We start from the raw sequence: 18,803 nt of genomic DNA, 5'->3' as shown, positions 1-18,803 counted from the left end.
TTCGGCAAGTGTCCATACCGGGCAACAGTGGTGATGTGGTGCCTGCTCGATGTTCGGAATCGAGCGGACACGGTGAGAACGCACCCGACAGAAACGAGCGCCACAGTTCCGTCCCAACGGAGTACGTGGTTCGACGATGAGTAAGAAGGAATCGAGCGTCGGCACAAAACGGACGGTGGCATCGTTGGTGAGCGAGACGCGGTTCGGGTGGCTCTTCGATCCGACGCTCGCGACGGTGGTCTTCGGCAGCCTCACTATCGTGTTCGCCGGCGGGCTAATTCAGGTGAGCTTCGGGGCGTATTCGATGACGTTCACCGAGGCGTGGGCCGCAATATTCAACCCGAACGTGGTGTTCAACCCGCAGGCATGGGATGCATTCATACTCGGCGAAGCGATGCCCGAGATGAGTACTAATAGCCTCATCGTCTGGAACATCCGCCTGCCACGGGTGTTCGTCGCGGCTCTCGTCGGGATGAACCTCGGCGTCTCCGGGGCGATTTTTCAGGCGGTGACGCGGAACGAACTTGCGAGCCCCTTCATTCTCGGTGTTTCCTCAGGTTCTGGGTTGTTGATTCTACTTACACTCGTCGTGTTTGGCAGCTTAACGGCATTTCTGCCGCTGATTGCTGCGTTTGGTGGGGCTGGCGCGTTTCTCATCGTCTACGTTATCGCCTGGAAAAACGGCACATCACCCGTTCGACTGGTGCTCGCGGGCGTCATCGTCGGCACGGTCTTTGGCTCGCTGCAGACGGCGTTGTTTTTCTTCGCGGACGATATCGGCGTTGTCCAGTCAGCTATCGCATGGACCACCGGCTCGCTCACCGGAACTGATTGGGAACAGGTTCGGCTCATCCTCCCGTGGTCGTTCCTCGTGGTCTTGCTATCCATCGCCGGTTCGCGTCAAATGAACGTCCTCTTGCTTGGTGAACAGACGGCGAAGTCACTTGGCATGTCCATCGAGAAAGTCCGATTCGCGTTGTCTGGCGTTGCAGTCCTCGCGGCAGCAGCGAGTATCGCCGTCGCCGGAATCGTCGGTTTCGTCGGACTCATCGTCCCACACATGGTTCGAAATCTCGTTGGGAGTGACTCGAAGAAACTGATCATCGGCTGTTTATTCGTCGGCCCAGCGTTGATGGTCGCTGCTGATGTCGGTGCGCGACTCGCGTTAAGTCCCACGCAGATCCCCGTCGGCATCGTCACTGGACTCCTCGGTGGCCCATACTTCCTCTATCTGATGCGAAAACAAGAGAGCATGGGTGAGATCTGAATGGATGGCCTCATCACGGACTCGGGTCGACCGACCGAACAGGGAGAGCCAGTCGCTGGCGACTCGGCGGCGAGTACGCTCTCCGGTTCGGACCTCGTGTTGCAGTACTCGAGTTCGGGCGATCCGATCATCGGCGGCGAATCCGTCGCGGCCGAACCGGGAGCGGTCACCGCACTCGTCGGCCCGAACGGATCGGGGAAGAGTACGTTATTGAAGGAACTTGCCAACCGTCTCGTGCCCGAGGACGGGTCGGTACTGCTCGGTGACGACGAGGTACAGTCGATGGAGACGAAGGCCCTCGCCCGGAAGCTCGGCTTGCTCTCCCAAGAGAGTACGTCGCCGAGCAGTATCACCGTTGAGGATCTCGTCTATCACGGCCGCTATCCCCACCGGGGCTTTTTCGAGTCGATCTCCGACGCGGATCACGAGGCGGTCGAGCGCGCGATCGAACTCGCGGACTGTGGTCACCTCCGCGAGCGCGAGGTCGGCAGTCTCAGCGGCGGCCAGAAACAACTCGCGTGGATCGCGATGGTGCTGGCCCAGGAGACTGACGTGCTCTTGCTCGACGAACCGACGACGTTCCTCGATCTTCACCATCAGCTCACAGTCCTCGAGATCGTCGAACGCCTGCGCGAGGAAAGCGATATTACGGTCGTCGTGCTCCACGACATCGAACAGGCGGCGCGGCTCGCCGACCACATGATTGTCCTCGGGGACGGCGAGATACGGGATCGAGGGGACCCTGCGGATGTCGTTACCGAGTCATTGCTCGAGGAGGTGTTCCGGATCGATGCCGATGTCGGACTGACCGAGCGCGGACCGCGGATCGATCCACTCTGCGCCCGTAACGACGACGCTGACTCGGATCACGACGACGAAACCAGCCGACGAAACGACGGCATGGAGGCTGAATAGTGACCGAGAACGAGGAATTCGAGACGGAACTCGATGCCTACCGCGAGCGAGTCTCGCAGCCGTTGTTTCGACTGTTCCGTACCTACGGCCTCGGTGAGGGACGCTGGCTCGCACTTGGATTGGTCTCCAGCGTGATCGCCTACGGAACGGTCCTCGTGACGCCGCTCGTGCTCGGAACGACTATCGATGCGGTGTTCGGGGAGGAAACGTACGCGCTTCCGCTCGTGCCCGCCGCGTGGCTGCCGACTGACCCGACCGCGCAGTTCTGGCTGTCCGCGACCGTTATCGGGGTCGCGCTGGCGGGCGGTGCACTGCTCCAATGGGTCCGGGGCGTGGCGATGAACTTCTTCGCCCACGGAGTGATGTACACGATTCGAACGGAGACCTACGAGAAGATGCAACGCCTCGATATGACCTTTTTCGACAACAAGGAGACCGGCGAGGTCATGTCGATTCTGAACAACGACACCTCAAATCTCGAGGTGTTCTTCGATAACGCGCTGGGAGACAGCGTTCGGATCGGTGTGATCGTCGTCGGAATCACCGCCGCGTTGCTGTACACGAACTGGCAACTCGCACTTGTCACGCTGGGGGTCGTGCCGTTGCTGGTCGCGTTTACCTGGTGGTTCGTCAGGCTGATCGAACCGCGGTACACCGCCGTCCGCTCGACGATCGGCGATCTGAACACGCGCATCGAGAACGGTCTCAGCGGGATCGAACTCGTCAAGACCGCCAGCACCGAGGAGTACGAGAACGGCCGCGTTCGCGACGTCTCACGGGAGGTGCTCGATGCACAGATGGACGTGTTGAAGCTGAGTTACTTTTACCGGCCCGGCATGGAGTTGATCACCGGCGTGGCGCTGCTCGCGACGTTCGTCGTCGGCGGACTGTGGGTGTTCTCCGGACCGCTGCTGTTCTTCTCCGGCGAACTCACCACGGGCGATTTCGTCGTCTTCATGCTGTTGACCCAACGCCTGACGGGGCCGATGGCCCAACTCTCGAGTATCGTCGACTGGTACGAGAACGCGAAGGCGTCGGGCAAGCGCATCTGCGGGTTGTTGGACGTGCCAGTCCGGATTCGGGACTCACCGAACGCGGCCGCCCTCGAGGCGGTCGACGGGCGACTCGAGTACGACGACGTTCGGTTCGGCTACGAGGACGGGGAACCGATCCTCGACGGGATCGACTTCGCCGTCGAACCGGGCGAGACGATCGCTCTCGTCGGGTCGACCGGCGCAGGCAAATCGACGGTCGCGAAACTCCTCTTGCGGTTGTACGATGTCGACGACGGTGCGATCCGCGTCGACGACCACAACGTGCGGAACGTCCGGGTTTCGGACCTGCGGGACGCGATCGGCTATGTGAGCCAAGACACGTTCCTATTCGACGGTACCGTCGCCGAGAACATCCGCTATGGCCGCTTCGATGCGAGCGACGACGAGGTACGGGAGGCCGCCGACGCGGCGGAAGCCCACGAGTTCATCCGAGCGCTTTCGGACGGCTATCAGACGCGGGTCGGCGAGCGGGGCGTCAAACTCTCCGGCGGCCAGCGCCAGCGGATCGCACTGGCCCGGGCGATCCTGCAGGATCCGGCGATCATCCTGCTGGACGAGGCGACCGCCAGCGTTGACACGGAGACGGAGTACCTCATCCAACGCTCGCTCGAGGAACTGACCACCGAGCGGACGACGGTAGCCATCGCCCACAGGCTGTCGACGATCAAGGACGCGGACACGATCCTTGTCCTCGAGGATGGGCGGATCGTCGAGCGCGGCACTCACGACGACTTGCTCGCAGCGGACGGGCTGTACGCGACGCTGTGGGGCGTCCAAGCCGGTGAAATCGATGCCGTCCCCGAATCGTTTCTCGAGACCACCGCTTGAGAGGTATAGTAGCCACTGAAAGTCAGTGCACACCTGATCGTGCGACAGCTGTACGATCAGTGTGTAAACCGTTTCAGTTGTTACTATAGTCGGGGACAGCCCCTTATTTAGGCCGACCTAATAATCGGAGCGTTTATTATGTTTTAGGCGATCCTAAAAATACGATGGGAGACAAAATGAGAGGCAACGGCCCGACACGTCGGAATTTCGTGACATACGGCGGCACGGCCGTCGGAAGCGGACTGCTGGCGGGGTGTTCTGACTTAGTAGGACAGAACGACTCGGGATCGACGGCTGAAGCAGGCGGGGACGCCTACTCGGTGACGATATCACCGGTCGGAACCATCGAATTCGGGGAAGTCCCCGATCGGGTGCTAACCTATAGTATAAATTACGTCGACATGGCGGTGGCTTTCGGCCACGGTGAAGCGATCACGGCGATGCCGACGGAGCGCTTTTATACTGGCTATTACGACCAGTTACCCGATGTCGAGTTTGATCCCTCTACGCGGATGACGAGCAGTTACGACAACAAGGAGCTTATCTACGATGTCGATCCCGACCTCATCTTGCTTGATCCGACGTGGTACACCATTTATGGCGAGTACTACGACTTCGATGAGAACGATATCGATGAGATCGAACGGAACGTGGCTTCTTATTTCGGAAATCGTTTCTCGCGGTCGCACAACGAGCGAGTCGATCAAAGCGTCGAGAATTACGACTTCTACACCGCCTGGGAGTTATACAACAAGGTGGCACAGGTATTCCGCGAGACGGAGCGGTATCAGGCGTTAAAACGCGTCCGTGACGATCTCGTCTCACTCGTCGAATCCAATCTCCCGCCTGCGGACGAACGCCCGACGGTGGCACTGGTCGCGATGAACGACTGGGGTGTGTTCTCGCCGTACAAAATAGATAACGAGGGATACGGCGTCTCACACTACCGGCCGCTCGGCGTGCGGGACGTATTCGCCGACAGCGACCGCACGTACGAATCGGACGCAGGAACCTACGACCTCGAATTGATGCTCGAAATCGATCCGGACGTTCTCATTCACAACTTCGGTACGGGCGGCTTTGACGAACGGTATCAGTCGATGCTTGACCTCAAAGACGATCCGGTTGGCTCGAAGTTGAGCGCGGTACAGAACGATCGGCTGTACGGTGGCGGCGATTCGATGCAGGGCCGATTTATAACCTGTTCCAGATAGAGATGGCTGCGAAGCAAATCTACCCCGAGCAGTTTGGCGAGTTCCCGACCTACAACGACGATGGGACGTACGACATCCCGGAATCGGAGCAGTTGTTCTCGCGAAAGCGCGTCGCGGATATCATCAACGGAGACGTCTGAAAATGCCAAATCATGACACTACTACGAGTGGAGCACCGACGCGTAGAGACCTTGTGAAGTACGGCGGGGCGTTGGCTGGGGGTGGGGCAATCGCCGGCTGTTCGGAACTAGCGGGGCAAGACGAGAACCAGAGTCAGAACGGAACGCCAGGAGACGGGTCCTACTCGGTCGAGATGGCTCCCATGGGCGAGATCACGTTCGATTCCGTACCGGAGAACGTGTTCAGTATTCTGCCCCACCACGTCGACATGGCGGTGGCGGTCGGTCGCAGCGACTCGCTCAACGCCATGCACGGGCCCGACTATTACGAGTCGCTCTGGAGCAAGTTCCTCCACCGCCTTGAGGGCGTCTCAGTCGATTGGTCCGGCCTCTACTCCTCGTGGCCGCCGACGAAGGAGAAACTCATCGAACTGGATAGCGACGTCCACCTGGCCGACCCGGCGAAGGTTGCGACGGCCGAAGGCTTGGACGCCAACGACGTCGAAGAGATCGCGGAGATCGTCGCACCGTGGTTCGGGAACACCCTCAGTGGCACGCAAAAGGCACCGCCCGAGGCCTATGCCGACAGCTACGAGTACTACCCCCTCTGGGAGATCTTTCGGAAGATCGCACAGGTGTTCCAGGCGGAGACGCGTTATCAGGAACTCGCGGCCGTTCGGGAGTCGATGCTAAACGAAATCGAACGCAGACTGCCCTCGGAAGGCGACCGGCCGACAGCGGCGATGGTCCTGTTCTCGACCGCGGATGACGGCAAGATCTGGGGATACAAGATGAACCACCCCGGCTACTACGCCGCCCACTCGCGACCGCTTGGGGCGACTGACGCCCTCGCGGACGCCGTCGGCCCGTCGTACGGAGACGACGGTCGGAACATCGTGCTGGACTACGAACTCCTACTCGAGGCAGATCCTGATGTACTCCTGGTCTTCGGACCGATGACGGAGTCTCACGACATTGAGGAGATCCGGACGACCCTCGCGAACCACGACGTTGCGAGCGAACTGACCGCTGTCCAGAACGACCGGATACACGTCCAGGGATCACGGCGTCAGGGTCCGCTTCTCAATCTCTTCCAGACGGAGATGACGGCGAAGCAACTGTATCCCGACGCGTTCGGCGAGTGGCCGACCTACACCGAGGGACCGTATCCCGAAATTCCAGCCGACGAACAGCTGTTCGACCGCGGGGAGGTTGCCGACATCGTTAACGGGGAGATCTAGCCATGACTGACACCAACGACGCGAAAACGACCGGAGCACCGACGCGACGGGATTCCCGCAAGCGCCAGCGAGCGGGAAGTCGTCGGGGGAGTGAGCGAAGCGAACGGACTCGACGGGAATACGTGAAATACGGCGGGGCAGTGGTCAGCGTCGGGCTATTCGCCGGCTGTACCAGGACCGGTGACGAGGGCGAGAGAGAGGGCGATGGCGAGTCATACTCAGTGACGATGGCTCCCGCCGGCGAGATCACACTCGAGCGACCGCCGGAGAACGTCTTCACCAATATCGTCCACCACGCCGATATGGCGCTCACACTCGGGCACGGTGACTCGATCAACGCCTTGTACAGCCCGGAGAACTTCGGGACGCTCTACGAACTCTTCCTCGAGCGCCTCGAGGGGGTATCCACCGAGTGGGCCGACCTGCCTAGCTCCTGGAACATCGACAAGGAGCAACTCTATGAACTCGAGAGTGATCTTCACCTGGCCGACCCGGCGTACATGACGATAATGGACAGTTTGGACCGCGACGACATCGAAGAGACCGGCGAGACCGTCGCCCCGTGGTTCGGAAACACCTACAGCGATTCCCAGAGAGAGCCGCCAGCAGCGTGGGCCGACGACTACGAGTACTACACGCTGTGGGAGATCTTCGAGAAGGTCGCGGCGGTCTTTCGGGAAGAACAGCGGTATCAGGAACTCACGGCGATCCGCACGGATCTCCTCGCCGAGATCGAGGCCAACCTCCCGCCGGAGACCGACCGGCCGCGGGTCGCCCGCATACAGACGGGACTCTCGGATGGAGACCTGAGCATCTCGCCGTTTGCACTCAACGACCCCGGCTTCGAGCAGGCACATCTCCGCCCGCTCGGTGCGGCAGACGCGTTCACCGACACCGAAGCGTACAGCGAGATCGGCCTCGAGGCGCTCGTCGAAGCCGATCCCGACGTGATACTCAACACCCACGCGATGGGGCCGACGAGAAACTTCGTCGAGACGAAAGACTTCCTCGAAACTGATCCCGTGGCTCGAGAGATTCCCGCGGTCGAAAACGGTCGCATCTACCCCATGGCGATTCGGTACGGCGGACCGATCGCGCACCTCTTCCAACTCGAGATGGGCGCAAAGGAGCTCTATCCGGAGCAGTTCGGCGAGTGGCCGCGATACGACGGCGGCGTGTATCCGGAGTTTTCCGAGTCGGAACAGTTGTTCGACCGCCAGCGGATTGCAGCCATCATTAACGGTGAGTTCTGAGTATGCCAGACACGACGAGCGATACGACCGAGGCACCGACGCGCAGAGACACCCTCAAGTACGGCGGGACGCTCGCCGCGGGAAGTCTGCTCGCCGGCTGTTCGGAGCTGGTCGGCCAGGACGACGGCGCAAAGGGGACCGACAGCCAGGGTTCGTACGAAGCCTGTATCGAACCCGTCGGCTGTCTCTCCCTCGAGGAGGTTCCGGAGAGCTGGATGGCGCTTACGGGTCCGTGGGCGGATATGGCCGTTGCACTCGGCCAACGCGATGGGTTTCGGCCCGCCGGCTGGTATCCAGAGCCGTACTTCTACGACCGCGTCGGCGTGTCGATGCCGACTGACGTTCCGAACCCGCTGGCCGGGGGCGGCTGGGACAAGGAGTTGTTCTACGAACTCGATCCGGATATCATCCTCTGTGACCCGAACTACCTCCACGGAACCGGCTTCGACGACTCGTGGGACGAGTCCGATACCGAAGAGATCGGAGAGACCGTCGCTCCCTTCTTCGGGAACAACATCGTTCGCCGACGCGAGTTCCACGACTACGAACTGTACTCGCTGTACGAGGCGTTCGATCGGTTGGCCGACGTCTTCGACGAGCGCGAGCGGTACGAGGCGTTCGTCGCCGTTCACGACGACCTCTGGGCCGAGATCGACTCGGAATTATCGGCCGACCACGACCGCCCCGAAATCGGACTCATCAATTTCGGATCCGACCTCGAAAGCGGCGAGTTCGCGGCGATGACAACTGATTCCGAAGGCCTCGAGATGAAGCAGTATCGCGACCTCGGTATCAAATCGGCGTTCAGCGATGAGCAGACGGACGGAATGCTCGACTACGAGGCGATGGCCGATATCGACCCCGAGATCATCGTCGTCCACGGCGGCGTTCGCCTCACGGACGAAACCGGCGAGTTCTCCGCGAGCGCGTTTCACGACCAGTTCGTCGCGCCGCTTTCGGACCATCCCGTCGGCCGCCAACTCACTGCTGTCCAGAACGACGCCGTCTATCCGGGTCCGTACTTCCAACAGGGACCGATCGTGAGCCTCTTCCAGACCGAACTCGTCGCCCGATTGCTCTACCCCGAGACGTTCGGGACGTTCGATCCTGCGGAGTTCCCGGATGTCCCCGAAGACGAGCAGCTGTTCGATCGCCAACGAGTCACAGACATCGTTAACGGTGAGATCTAAATGAATTCCAAGAACACGAATACGACAGCGGCACCGACACGCAGAGACACGATCAAGTACGGCGCAGCGCTTGCGACCGGGACCGCCCTCGCGGGCTGTTCGGAACTGGTCGGACAGGAGGATGACCACGGGACCCAGACGACCGAGCAGGGATCGTACTCGGTGTCAATGGAGCCGATGGGGACGGTTTCGTTCGACGAGGTACCCGAACGATGGGCCGCGTACGACGGCGGCTACGCCGACATGGCCGTCGCGCTGGGGCAGGCCGACGGATTGGCCGGCGTCGGCGGCGCGGACCGCTACTACACGTACGTCTACGACGAACTGCCGGGCGTGACCGTCGATGAAGACGTCCTCGAGCAGTATCCGGAGGTCAGAACCAAAGAGGAGTTCTACGAACTCGAGAGCGACGTCCACCTGTATGACCCTCAGATGCTCATCAATTGGTTAGACTGGGGCGAGGGAGACGTCGACGAGATCGCGACGAACGTCGCGCCGTTCGTCGGGAACCTGATCTTTCGGCGCTCCGACGACTGGCACGACTACCGCTACTACACGCTGTACGAAGCGTTCGAGAAGGTTGCCGACGTATTCCAACAGCAAGCGCGCTACGAGGCCTTCAGTGACCTTCACGACGAGTTCATCGCGTCGATACAGGAGCGGCTTCCACCGAACGGGGACCGACCGGAGGTCTTCCTCACGTTCGAGGGAACCGACGAGCCGAAGACGTTCTCGCCGTACCGACTCGACGACGCGGGGACGAGCAAGAAACAGTGGCGCGATCTCGGCGTCCACGACGCACTGGCGGGGACGGACATCGATAACCTCAGCACGGCGAACCGCGGTGAACTCGACTACGAGAACTTACTCGAGGTCGATCCAGATGTGATTCTCGTCCGTGGTCACGAGCGAAAGTCCGCCGCGGAGTTTCGGGATGTGGTTCTCGACTACATGCAGAACCATCCCGTCGGGAGCGAGCTTTCCGCCGTCCAGAACGGACGGGTGTATCGCGGCGGCTATCTCAATCAGGGGCCGATTCACAACCTCTTCCTGACCGAGCGAGCGGCGAAGCAACTGTTCCCCGACGAGTTCGGGGAGGTGACCGGCGACGACCAGCTCTTCGACCGACAGGCGGTCGCAGACATCATCACTGGAGAGTTCGAACGATGAGTGACAATACCGACAACACGACCGGAGACCCGACGCGCAGAGACGCATTGAAATACGGCAGCTCACTCGCGGCCGGCGTTGCCCTCGCGGGCTGTTCGGAGTTGGCCGGGCAGAGCGACGGAGTCGAGACGGACGGAAGCGAGTCGTACACGGTGACGATGCCACCGATGGGCGAGGTCACCTTCGACGCCGTACCCGAGACGTGGATGGCGTACTTCAGCACCTATGCTGACATGGCTATCGCGCTCGGCCAACTCGACGGTCTGCAGGGACTCATTTACACGGAGAACTGGCCGAGCGCGTTCTACGACGCGCTTCCGGGTGTCGATGTCTCGTTCGACGACGTTCCGCAGCTCATGAGTGAGGGCGGAATCGATAAGGAGACGTTCTACGACCTCCAGAGCGACGTCCACCTGTTCGATCCGAACTTCATCAGCGTCCTTGATGACAGCTGGGAATCGGCGGATTTCGATGAAGTCTCGACCGGTATCGGCCCCATCGTCGGCAACTCGATTCGTCGTCGCGGCGACGACTGGCACGACTACCCGTACTACTCGCTATACGAGGCCTTCGACGTAATCGCCGATGTCTTCCAACAGCGAGAGCGATACGAAGCACTCAACGAGATTCACGAAAGCCTCCTCTCGGAAATTCGGTCAGAACTACCGCCGAACGAGGAACGACCGACCGTCGGACTGCTATCGATCAACTCGAACTTCGAGAAGGGTGCGTTCTATGCCTATCCGGTTCACGACGGGAACGGACACAAGCAGTACCGGGACCTCGAGATGCGAGGTGCGTTCGACGACGAGATCGACGGGGGCTACGCGGAGTGGGACTACGAACGGCTCCTCGAGATCGATCCGGACGCGCTGCTGTTCCAGTACGGGTTTTCTCACGTTTCGACCGAACAGTTCGAGCAGCGAATGGATGCCATGCGCGAAGACCCGGTTGGCAAACGGCTCACCGCCGTCCAGAACGATCGGCTCTACCGCGGTGGAACCTCCTATCAGGGACCGATCATCAATCTGTTCCAGACCGAAGCTGCCGCAAAGCAGTTCTACCCCGAGACGTTCGGAGAGTGGAACGGTCTCGAAACGCTGTCGAACGGCGATGAGCGCCTCTTCGACTACGATCGCGTTGCGGACATCATCAACGGGGAATTCGAACGATGACGGACGACGATATCGTTCGACGCGAGGCAGTGACGCGACGAGATACCCTGAAGTACGGCGGCACGGTCGTCGGCGGCGGGCTGCTGGCGGGCTGTTCGGACCTGGCCGGCCAGAGCGAACCGGGTTCGTCCGACGAGTCGGACGGGTCGTACTCTGTGACGATGTCGCCCGCCGGCGAGATCACGCTCGAGCAGCCACCGGAGAACGTCCTCACGATCCTCCCGCATCACGCGGATATGGCGCTTGCAGCCGGCCACGGCGACGCCGTCTCGTCGATGCTGTACAACCCCGAGTACAACGATACGATCTGGAACAAATTCCTCGAGCGCCTCGACGGTGTCTCCGCGGAGTGGGCCGACCTCCCCGGGACGTGGGACCCGGACAAGGAGCTACTCTACGAACTCGAGAGCGACCTCCATCTGGCCGATCCAGCCTATATGACGACGATGGGTGGCTGGAGTACCGACGATATCGAGGAAATCGGGGAGACCGTCGCCCCGTGGTTCGGGAACACGTTCAGTAACGCGAACAAGGAGCCGCCGGCCGAATGGGCTGACGGCTATGAGTACTACACGCTCTGGGAACTCTTCGAGAAGGTCGCACGGGTCTTCCAAGCGGAGGCACGGTACGAGGCGCTCGCCGACGTTCACGCCGAGATGCTCGCGACCATCGAAGCGGGTCTCCCGCCCGAAGACGAGCGACCGAGCGTGGCGATGATCATCCTCAACCAGTCCGAGGACAGCCTGTATGTTTATGCGCTGAACGGCCCCGGTTTCCTGACGGCCCATACCCGCCCTCTCGGCGCGACGGACGTCTTCGCCGACGTAGCGACCGAGTCGACGGTCGACTTCGAGGCACTCATCGAGGCCGACCCCGATGTTATCCTCTGTCTCGCGGGGATGTCCGAATTCAGGCACGTATCGAAGACGCGAGAGCGACTCGCGGACGATCCGACGACGGCGTCGGTGTCGGCCGTGGAAAACGATCGCATCTACACGCAGGGCGGGCGGAATCAGGGGCCAGTCATGAACCTCTTCCAGATCGAAATGGCGGCGAAGCAACTCTATCCCGATGCCTTCGGGGAGTGGCCGACCTACACCGAGGGGCCGTACCCCGAAATTCCGCCTGACGAGCAGTTATTCGACCGCGACCGGGTTGCAAATATCATCAACGGTGACTTCGACGCATGAACGATACCAACGACGGCACGACTGATGGACCGACGCGTAGAGACACGCTGAAATACGGCGGCGCACTCGCTGCCGGCACTGCCCTCGCGGGCTGTTCGGAGTTAGTCGGACAGGAGACGCCAGCAGGGTCGAGTTCCGACGACGGGACGTACTCCGTGACGATGGCACCGGCAGGTACTATCGAACTCGAGTCGCCCCCGGAGTCCGTGTACACTGACTTGACCCATCACGCCGGGATGGCCCTCGCGGTCGGCCGAGGCGACGCCGTCAACGCAACCTGGGGCGGGGACCGCTTCGGACCGATCTGGAACAACTACCTCGAGCGCCTCGAGGGTGTCTCGGTCGAGTGGAGCGGCCTCCCGAACTCGTTCAATCTCGACAAAGAACTCTTCTACGAACTCGAGAGCGATCTCCATCTTGCGGATCCCGCATACATGACGTGGATGGATTCACTGACTCGTTCCGACATCACTGATATCGAAGAGAACGTCGCGCCGTGGTTCGGCAATACCTTCAGCAACACACACGGTTCTCCGCCCGAAGAATGGGCTGACGTATACGAGTATTATACGCTGTGGGAGATCTTCGAGCAAGTCGCCAACCTCTTCGGATCCGAGGAGCGGTATAGAGCGCTTGCTGATATTCATGCCTCCGTGCTCACGTCGATTGAGCAGAACCGTTCGTCCCCAAACAATCGGCCGACGGCGGTGACTCTCAAAGTGGTCGACGAGTCACTGTGGGTGTACCCTCTCAACGCGCCGGGCTTTACCTACGCACACACACGTCCGCTCGGAGCAACGGATGTGTTCCCGGACTTATCGAGCAGCCGGCAGATCGGTTACGAGACGCTAGCAGAGCACGACCCTGACGTTCTCCTCGTCGCCGAGATGATGGGCCACTCCGGTATCGAGGACGTCCGGAGCACATTCGAAGAGGACCCAGTCGCCCAGCAGCTCACTGCAGTTGCGAACGACCGCGTGTACGCTGGCGGGGTTCGAAACCAGGGACCGATCCTGAACCTGTTCCAACTCGAGATGACCGCCAAACAGCTCTACCCCGACGCCTTCGGGGAGTGGCCGACCTACACCGACGGGCCGTACCCGGAGATTCCCAAGGACGAACAGCTGTTCGACCGCCAGCGTGTTGCGGACATCATCAACGGTGACCTCTAAATGAGTGACAATAACGACAGCACGACCGACACGCCGACGCGCAGAGACGCGCTGAAATACGGGGGGACGCTCGCAACTGGTGTCGCCTTTGCAGGTTGTTCCGATCTGGCCGGACAAAACGAGGGGACGGACGACCCGTCCGGCGATGGCTCCTATTCGGTGACGATGGCCCCCATGGGAGAAGTCGAGTTCGACTCACCGCCGGAGAGCATCTTCACGCGGCTCACTCACCACGCAGGCATGGCGTTCGCTCTCGGACGCGGAAACGACGTCAACGCGATGCACGCACCCGACTACTACGACCAGCTCTGGAACCAGTTTACCGAGCGACTCCCCGGAATCACGCTGGACTGGTCGGGATTGTACTCTTCGTGGGATCCGGATAAGGAGGAACTCTACGACCTCGACAGCGACGTCCACCTCGCCGACCCGGCGAGCGTGAACGCTCTCGATAGCTGGAGCACGTCAGATATCGACGAAATCGGCGGGACCGTCGGCCCGTGGTTCGGGAACAAATTCAGCGACAGACACGACGAGCCGCCCGCCGAGTGGGCCGACCGCTACGAGTATTACACGCTCTGGGAGATGTTCGAGAAGGTCGCAGCGGTGTTCCGCGAGGAGGCGCGGTACGAAGCGCTTGCGGAGGTACACACGAACCTGCTGGAAACGATCGAGGCGGATCTCCCCCCAGAAGAGAACCGTCCGACCGTGGTCATGGCGGGGATGAGCGACATTGAAAGCATGTACGTCTACACGCTGGACACGCCCGGATTTCTGTTGGCACACGTGCGCCCGCTCGGTCCGATCGGTACCCTGGACGACGATATCTCCTCCGGCGATACGATCGACCTGGAAGGGCTACTCGAGGCGGATCCCGACGTTCTCTTCTCGCTGGGCGGTATGAGTCCGGGAACAGATATGTCCAATATACGGGATGATCTGGAGAACCACGCCGTCGGACGAGAACTCTCCGCGGTCCAAACCGATCGGGTTTACGCGCAGGGGGCGCGCTACCAGGGCCCGATCCTAAACCTATTCCAACTCGAGATGAGCGCAAAGCAACTCTATCCCGACGTGTTCGGGGAGTGGCCGACATACGCCGACGGGCCGTACCCGGAGATTCCCGACGACGAGCAACTATTCGACCGGCAGGCGGTCGCGGATATTATCAACGGTGACTTCGCATGAGTGGCAACGACAGCACGCTCGAGGGGCCGACCCGAAGAGACGCGCTGAAATACGGCGGAACACTCGTTACGGGGAGTGTCCTGGCCGGCTGTTCGGATCTGATCGGACGGGACGACGATCCCCAACAGTCCGAGAGTGGAAGATCGTACGAGGCGTGCATCGAACCCACTGGCTGTCTCTCCTTCGAGGAGGTCCCGGAGCGGTACGCCGTCTACAACGGAGGCTGGGCGGACATGGCGTTCGCGCTCGGTCAACGTGAGGGGTTCCTCACCGCCGGCAACATGATCCCGGAGTTTTTATTCGAACCGTTCGGCCTCGACGTTCCTACGCAGGAGGGCCTGCCGGCGATGTGGGCGGAGGACAGTTGGGACAAAGAGAGCTTCTACGAGATCGATCCGGACGTGTTCCTAATCGACCCCGAGTACCTCCACGGCGTCGGCTGGGACGCCAACTGGGACGAAGAAGACACGGCCGAGATCATCGAGAACGTCGCGCCCTTTTTCGGGAACAACATGCGCCGTCGACGCGAGTTCCACGATTACGAGCTCTACTCACTCTACGAGGGGTTCGAACGTCTGGCAGACCTGTTTCAGGAGCGAGAGCGATACGAGGCGTTCGCCGAGATCCACGACGAACTCCGGTCGGAGATCCAGTCCCGGCTGCCGCCCGAATCGGAGCGCCCGCGGATCGGCCTCATCAACGGTGGATCGGATCCGACCGCGGGGCAGTTCTACCCGCTGTACGCGCGAAGTGAAGGGTACGAAATGAAGCCGTACCGTGATCTCGACGTACGGAGCGCGTTCTCGAGGGACAACGAGGACGGCGGTCAGATCGGTTACGAACGACTCATAGAGATCGACCCCGATATCATTCTCGTCCACTGGGGAATCGGGACCACGGGTGAGACGAATCGGTTCTCCGCGTCGGCCTTTCGCGAACAGTACGTCGCGCCGATGGAAGAAGACGCGATCGGCAGCCAGCTGACCGCCGTCCAAGAAGGGGCCGTCTATCCCGGCCAGTACGGCGAACAGGGTCCAATCGTGAATCTCCTCCAGACGGAGATGACGGCCCAGCAGCTCTATCCCGAAGCGTTCGGCGCATTCGATCCCGAGTCGTTCCCGGAAGTGCCTGAAACTAACCAGTTATTCGACCGACAGGCGGTTGCGGAGATCATCGCGGGTGATCGGTGAATGCGCGCTCGAGAGTGGGCGATCGCGGGAGCGTTCCGCGAACCGTCTGACTACGACATCCCCGACCTGCCGTCGTGGCGAGTCAGTCGCAGCGAGTGTGGCGGCCTCGCGTTCGCCGACGGGGACGGTGAGCCGTTTATCGCCGCCGATCAGCCAGTTGCGGTCAGACGATAACGACAATCGATGATCCACACTACTACCGATACGATAGGCGGAAGACACGTTGACTCCACTCCGGCTCGAATCAGTCCGCGCACGTGCGCCCCACAGACCGCGCTGGAGACGGCGACGACGTTCCCGACTTCCGCGAAGCTGAACAGCGATTCGGCCGCCGACAGATCACAGACACCAGTAACGAGACATCCACACATGAGTGACAATACCGATAGCACGACCGAGACACCGACACGCAGAGACACGCTGAAATACGGCACCACGCTGGCCGCGGGAAGCGTACTGGCCGGCTGTTCGGACCTGGTCGGACAGGACGACCCGACACAACGGAACGACGACCGGGGATCGTACGAGGCCTGTATCGAGCCCGTCGGTTGTCTCTCCCTCGAGGAGGTCCCCGAGACGTGGATGGCGATCACCGGACCCTGGGCCGATATGGCGATCGCGCTGGGACAGCGAGACGGCTTTCAGCCGGCGGGGTGGTACCCGCCGGCCTACGTCTTCGATCGCGTGGGTGTCGACTGGCCGACGGACGTTGTGGCACCCTATTCGGACGGGAAATGGGATAAAGAGTTCTTCTACGAGCGCAACCCGGACGTGTTTCTCACCGATCCGAACTATTTGCCCGGCAACGACAGCTCGTGGGACGAATCCGATACGCAGGAACTCGTCGACACCGTTGCGCCCTTCTTTGGGAACAACATCGTCCGGCGGCGAGAATTCCACGACTACGAACTCCCCTCGCTGTATGAGGCGTTCGACCGACTCGCGGACCTCTTTCAGGAACGCGAGCGCTACGAGGCGTTTGCCAGGGTCAACGAGGAGATGCAAGCCGACATTCGCGCTCGGCTGGAAGCCGCGAGTGAGCGACCCGAGATCGGACTCGTCAACTTCGGATCGTCCCCGAGCGAGGGGAGGTTCTCTCCCATGACGATCAGCAGCGAAGGCGTCGAAATGAAGCAGTATCGCGATCTCGGCATTACGAGCGCGTTTTCCGACGAGAGTGCCGATGGTGGCGAAATAGATTACGAGCGGCTGTTGGAGATCGACCCCGAATTACTCGTCGTCCACAGCGGCGTTCGGCTGACGACCGAAGACGGCGAGTTCGACGGAGAGGCGTTCGTCGATCAGTTCGTCACGCCGATACTCGAGCATCCGGTCGGCAGTCAACTAACGGCAGCACGAGAGCGGAATATCTATCCCGGCGGGTCGTTCCAGCAGGGACCGATAACGAATCTGTTCCAAACGGAATTAGCTGCTCGCCAGCTCGTTCCGACGGAGTTCGGCGAATTCGATCCGGAGCAGTTTCCGGACGTCCCCGAAGACGAACAACTGTTCGACCGCCAGGAGGTCGCGGACATCATCAATGGGGTGTTCGAGCAGTGAGTTCAATCGAGACCGCTCGAGGGGAGACGGCGTTCGATTACGACATCGTCGTGGTCGGCGGCGGTCCCGCGGGCTGTGCGGCGGGCATTTTCACCGCCAGGGCCGACCTGGACACGGTCATCTTCGATCGCGGACGCTCCTCGATTCAGCGATGTGCGTACCTCGAGAACTACCTCGGCTTCCCCGCGGGGATCGACATCGAGACGCTGTACGAGCTAATGCACGATCACGCCCAGGAGGCGGGCTGTGAGATCGTTCCCGATCTCGTGGAGTCGATCGAGCGCCGTGACGACGCCGATGGGTTCCTCGTTCACACGCAAGATGGCGACCCGGTCACCGCTCGCTGCGTGGTCGCGGCCACACGCTACGACGGCGAGTACATGCGCGGCCTCGACGATGACACGGCGATGTTCGAGACGCACGAACACGATGGCGAGGAACACGAACACTTCGATAAACAGTACGCCGAGAGCGACGGATCGACACCGGTCGACGGACTCTTCATCGCATCGCCGTACGGCAAGACGGGCTATCAGGCACTCATGGCCGCCGGCCGCGGCGCACAAGTCGGTATCTCCGTCATCGAGGCCGTTCGACGGGCGGAAGGGTATCCAGAGCCCGTGGCAAACTACTACGACTGGATGCGCATGGACACTGAACTCGACGACGAGTGGAGCGACCGGGATCGATGGCGCGAATATTTCGATGACCGGTTACCTGCTGATCACGACCTCGGGGCGGAACGACTCGCGACGATTCGCGAGCAAGAGATCGACCGCCGATTCGCAATGTATCTCTCCGACGACGAAATCGACCGTCGGAGCGAGCGCGGGCAGCAGCAACTACTCGAGCACATCGACGATGAGCTAATCCTCGCTGCGGCCCGTGAAATCGACGCCGAGCAACGATCCAACGGAACGTAATTCAGAGCGATAATCATGTCGGTGAACCGTATCTCCGCGCCGAGTGTCGGCGAACGAGACCCGGTTACGAACGGCTTGTGAGTGCTACTGTCGGCCTCGAAATGGCCCACCGTAGCGGACCACTAAGAGACGACAAACGAGTTCACGACGACG

At 61.1% G+C, this 18,803-nt stretch carries 17 protein-coding genes; all 17 read left to right on the top strand.

Annotated features, from left to right (window positions below):
* The first annotated feature begins 136 nt into the window (after positions 1-136).
* The 17 genes from SM755_RS20010 to SM755_RS19930 all read left to right on the top strand — a co-directional run bounded on the left by SM755_RS20010 (position 137) and on the right by SM755_RS19930 (position 18,650).
* The gene (locus SM755_RS20010) at positions 137-1,267 is read left to right on the top strand and encodes an iron ABC transporter permease (RefSeq protein WP_323174208.1); all 1,131 of its coding nucleotides are present in this window, start codon (positions 137-139) and stop codon (positions 1,265-1,267) included.
* Positions 1,268-2,182, top strand: coding sequence for an ABC transporter ATP-binding protein (locus tag SM755_RS20005; RefSeq protein ID WP_323174207.1), 915 nt, complete (start codon positions 1,268-1,270; stop codon positions 2,180-2,182).
* Positions 2,182-4,065 carry an ABC transporter ATP-binding protein gene (locus SM755_RS20000; protein WP_323174206.1) on the top strand — a complete coding sequence of 628 codons (1,884 nt, stop codon included), beginning with the start codon at positions 2,182-2,184 and terminating at the stop codon, positions 4,063-4,065. Before SM755_RS20005 ends, SM755_RS20000 begins: the two co-directional genes overlap by 1 nt.
* Before the next feature lie 164 nt (positions 4,066-4,229).
* Entirely contained in the window at positions 4,230-5,279 is a 1,050-nt protein-coding gene (locus SM755_RS19995) for an ABC transporter substrate-binding protein (RefSeq protein ID WP_323174205.1), read from the top strand.
* A gap of 2 nt (positions 5,280-5,281) precedes the next feature.
* Positions 5,282-5,419: a hypothetical protein gene (locus SM755_RS19990; RefSeq protein ID WP_323174204.1), complete on the top strand. Its 138-nt coding sequence runs from the start codon at positions 5,282-5,284 to the stop codon at positions 5,417-5,419.
* Between the two features lie 53 nt (positions 5,420-5,472).
* Positions 5,473-6,639: an ABC transporter substrate-binding protein gene (locus SM755_RS19985; protein WP_323174203.1), complete on the top strand. Its 1,167-nt coding sequence runs from the start codon at positions 5,473-5,475 to the stop codon at positions 6,637-6,639.
* A gap of 2 nt (positions 6,640-6,641) precedes the next feature.
* Positions 6,642-7,892: an ABC transporter substrate-binding protein gene (locus SM755_RS19980; RefSeq protein ID WP_323174202.1), complete on the top strand. Its 1,251-nt coding sequence runs from the start codon at positions 6,642-6,644 to the stop codon at positions 7,890-7,892.
* A 2-nt stretch (positions 7,893-7,894) separates the two neighbouring features.
* Entirely contained in the window at positions 7,895-9,082 is a 1,188-nt protein-coding gene (locus SM755_RS19975; protein WP_323174201.1) for an ABC transporter substrate-binding protein, read from the top strand.
* A complete protein-coding gene (locus tag SM755_RS19970) occupies positions 9,083-10,252 on the top strand; it encodes an ABC transporter substrate-binding protein (protein ID WP_323174200.1) in 1,170 nt (389 codons plus the stop codon).
* Positions 10,249-11,427: an ABC transporter substrate-binding protein gene (locus SM755_RS19965; RefSeq protein WP_323174199.1), complete on the top strand. Its 1,179-nt coding sequence runs from the start codon at positions 10,249-10,251 to the stop codon at positions 11,425-11,427. Before SM755_RS19970 ends, SM755_RS19965 begins: the two co-directional genes overlap by 4 nt.
* On the top strand, positions 11,424-12,617 hold the full coding sequence (locus tag SM755_RS19960) for an ABC transporter substrate-binding protein (protein ID WP_323174198.1): 1,194 nt from the start codon (positions 11,424-11,426) through the stop codon (positions 12,615-12,617). Before SM755_RS19965 ends, SM755_RS19960 begins: the two co-directional genes overlap by 4 nt.
* Positions 12,614-13,789, top strand: coding sequence for an ABC transporter substrate-binding protein (locus SM755_RS19955; protein WP_323174197.1), 1,176 nt, complete (start codon positions 12,614-12,616; stop codon positions 13,787-13,789). Before SM755_RS19960 ends, SM755_RS19955 begins: the two co-directional genes overlap by 4 nt.
* Positions 13,790-14,977 carry an ABC transporter substrate-binding protein gene (locus SM755_RS19950; RefSeq protein ID WP_323174196.1) on the top strand — a complete coding sequence of 396 codons (1,188 nt, stop codon included), beginning with the start codon at positions 13,790-13,792 and terminating at the stop codon, positions 14,975-14,977. It begins immediately after the preceding gene.
* Entirely contained in the window at positions 14,974-16,167 is a 1,194-nt protein-coding gene (locus SM755_RS19945; protein WP_323174195.1) for an ABC transporter substrate-binding protein, read from the top strand. Before SM755_RS19950 ends, SM755_RS19945 begins: the two co-directional genes overlap by 4 nt.
* Positions 16,168-16,341, top strand: a complete 174-nt coding sequence (locus tag SM755_RS19940; RefSeq protein WP_006667552.1) for a hypothetical protein — start codon at positions 16,168-16,170, stop codon at positions 16,339-16,341.
* Positions 16,342-16,536: 195 nt separating this feature from the next.
* Complete coding sequence (locus SM755_RS19935; RefSeq protein WP_323174194.1) at positions 16,537-17,727, top strand: ABC transporter substrate-binding protein; 1,191 nt, start codon at positions 16,537-16,539, stop codon at positions 17,725-17,727.
* Positions 17,724-18,650 carry an FAD-dependent oxidoreductase gene (locus tag SM755_RS19930; RefSeq protein ID WP_323174193.1) on the top strand — a complete coding sequence of 309 codons (927 nt, stop codon included), beginning with the start codon at positions 17,724-17,726 and terminating at the stop codon, positions 18,648-18,650. The genes SM755_RS19935 and SM755_RS19930 overlap by 4 nt, the downstream gene beginning before the upstream one ends.
* Positions 18,651-18,803: the final 153 nt, after the last annotated feature.

This window comes from Natrialba sp. PRR66 (genome assembly GCF_034808065.1).
Classification (GTDB): domain Archaea; phylum Halobacteriota; class Halobacteria; order Halobacteriales; family Natrialbaceae; genus Natrialba; species Natrialba aegyptia.
Note: the sequence above shows the minus strand (reverse complement) of the source record. Positions and strands in the feature narration are given on the sequence as shown.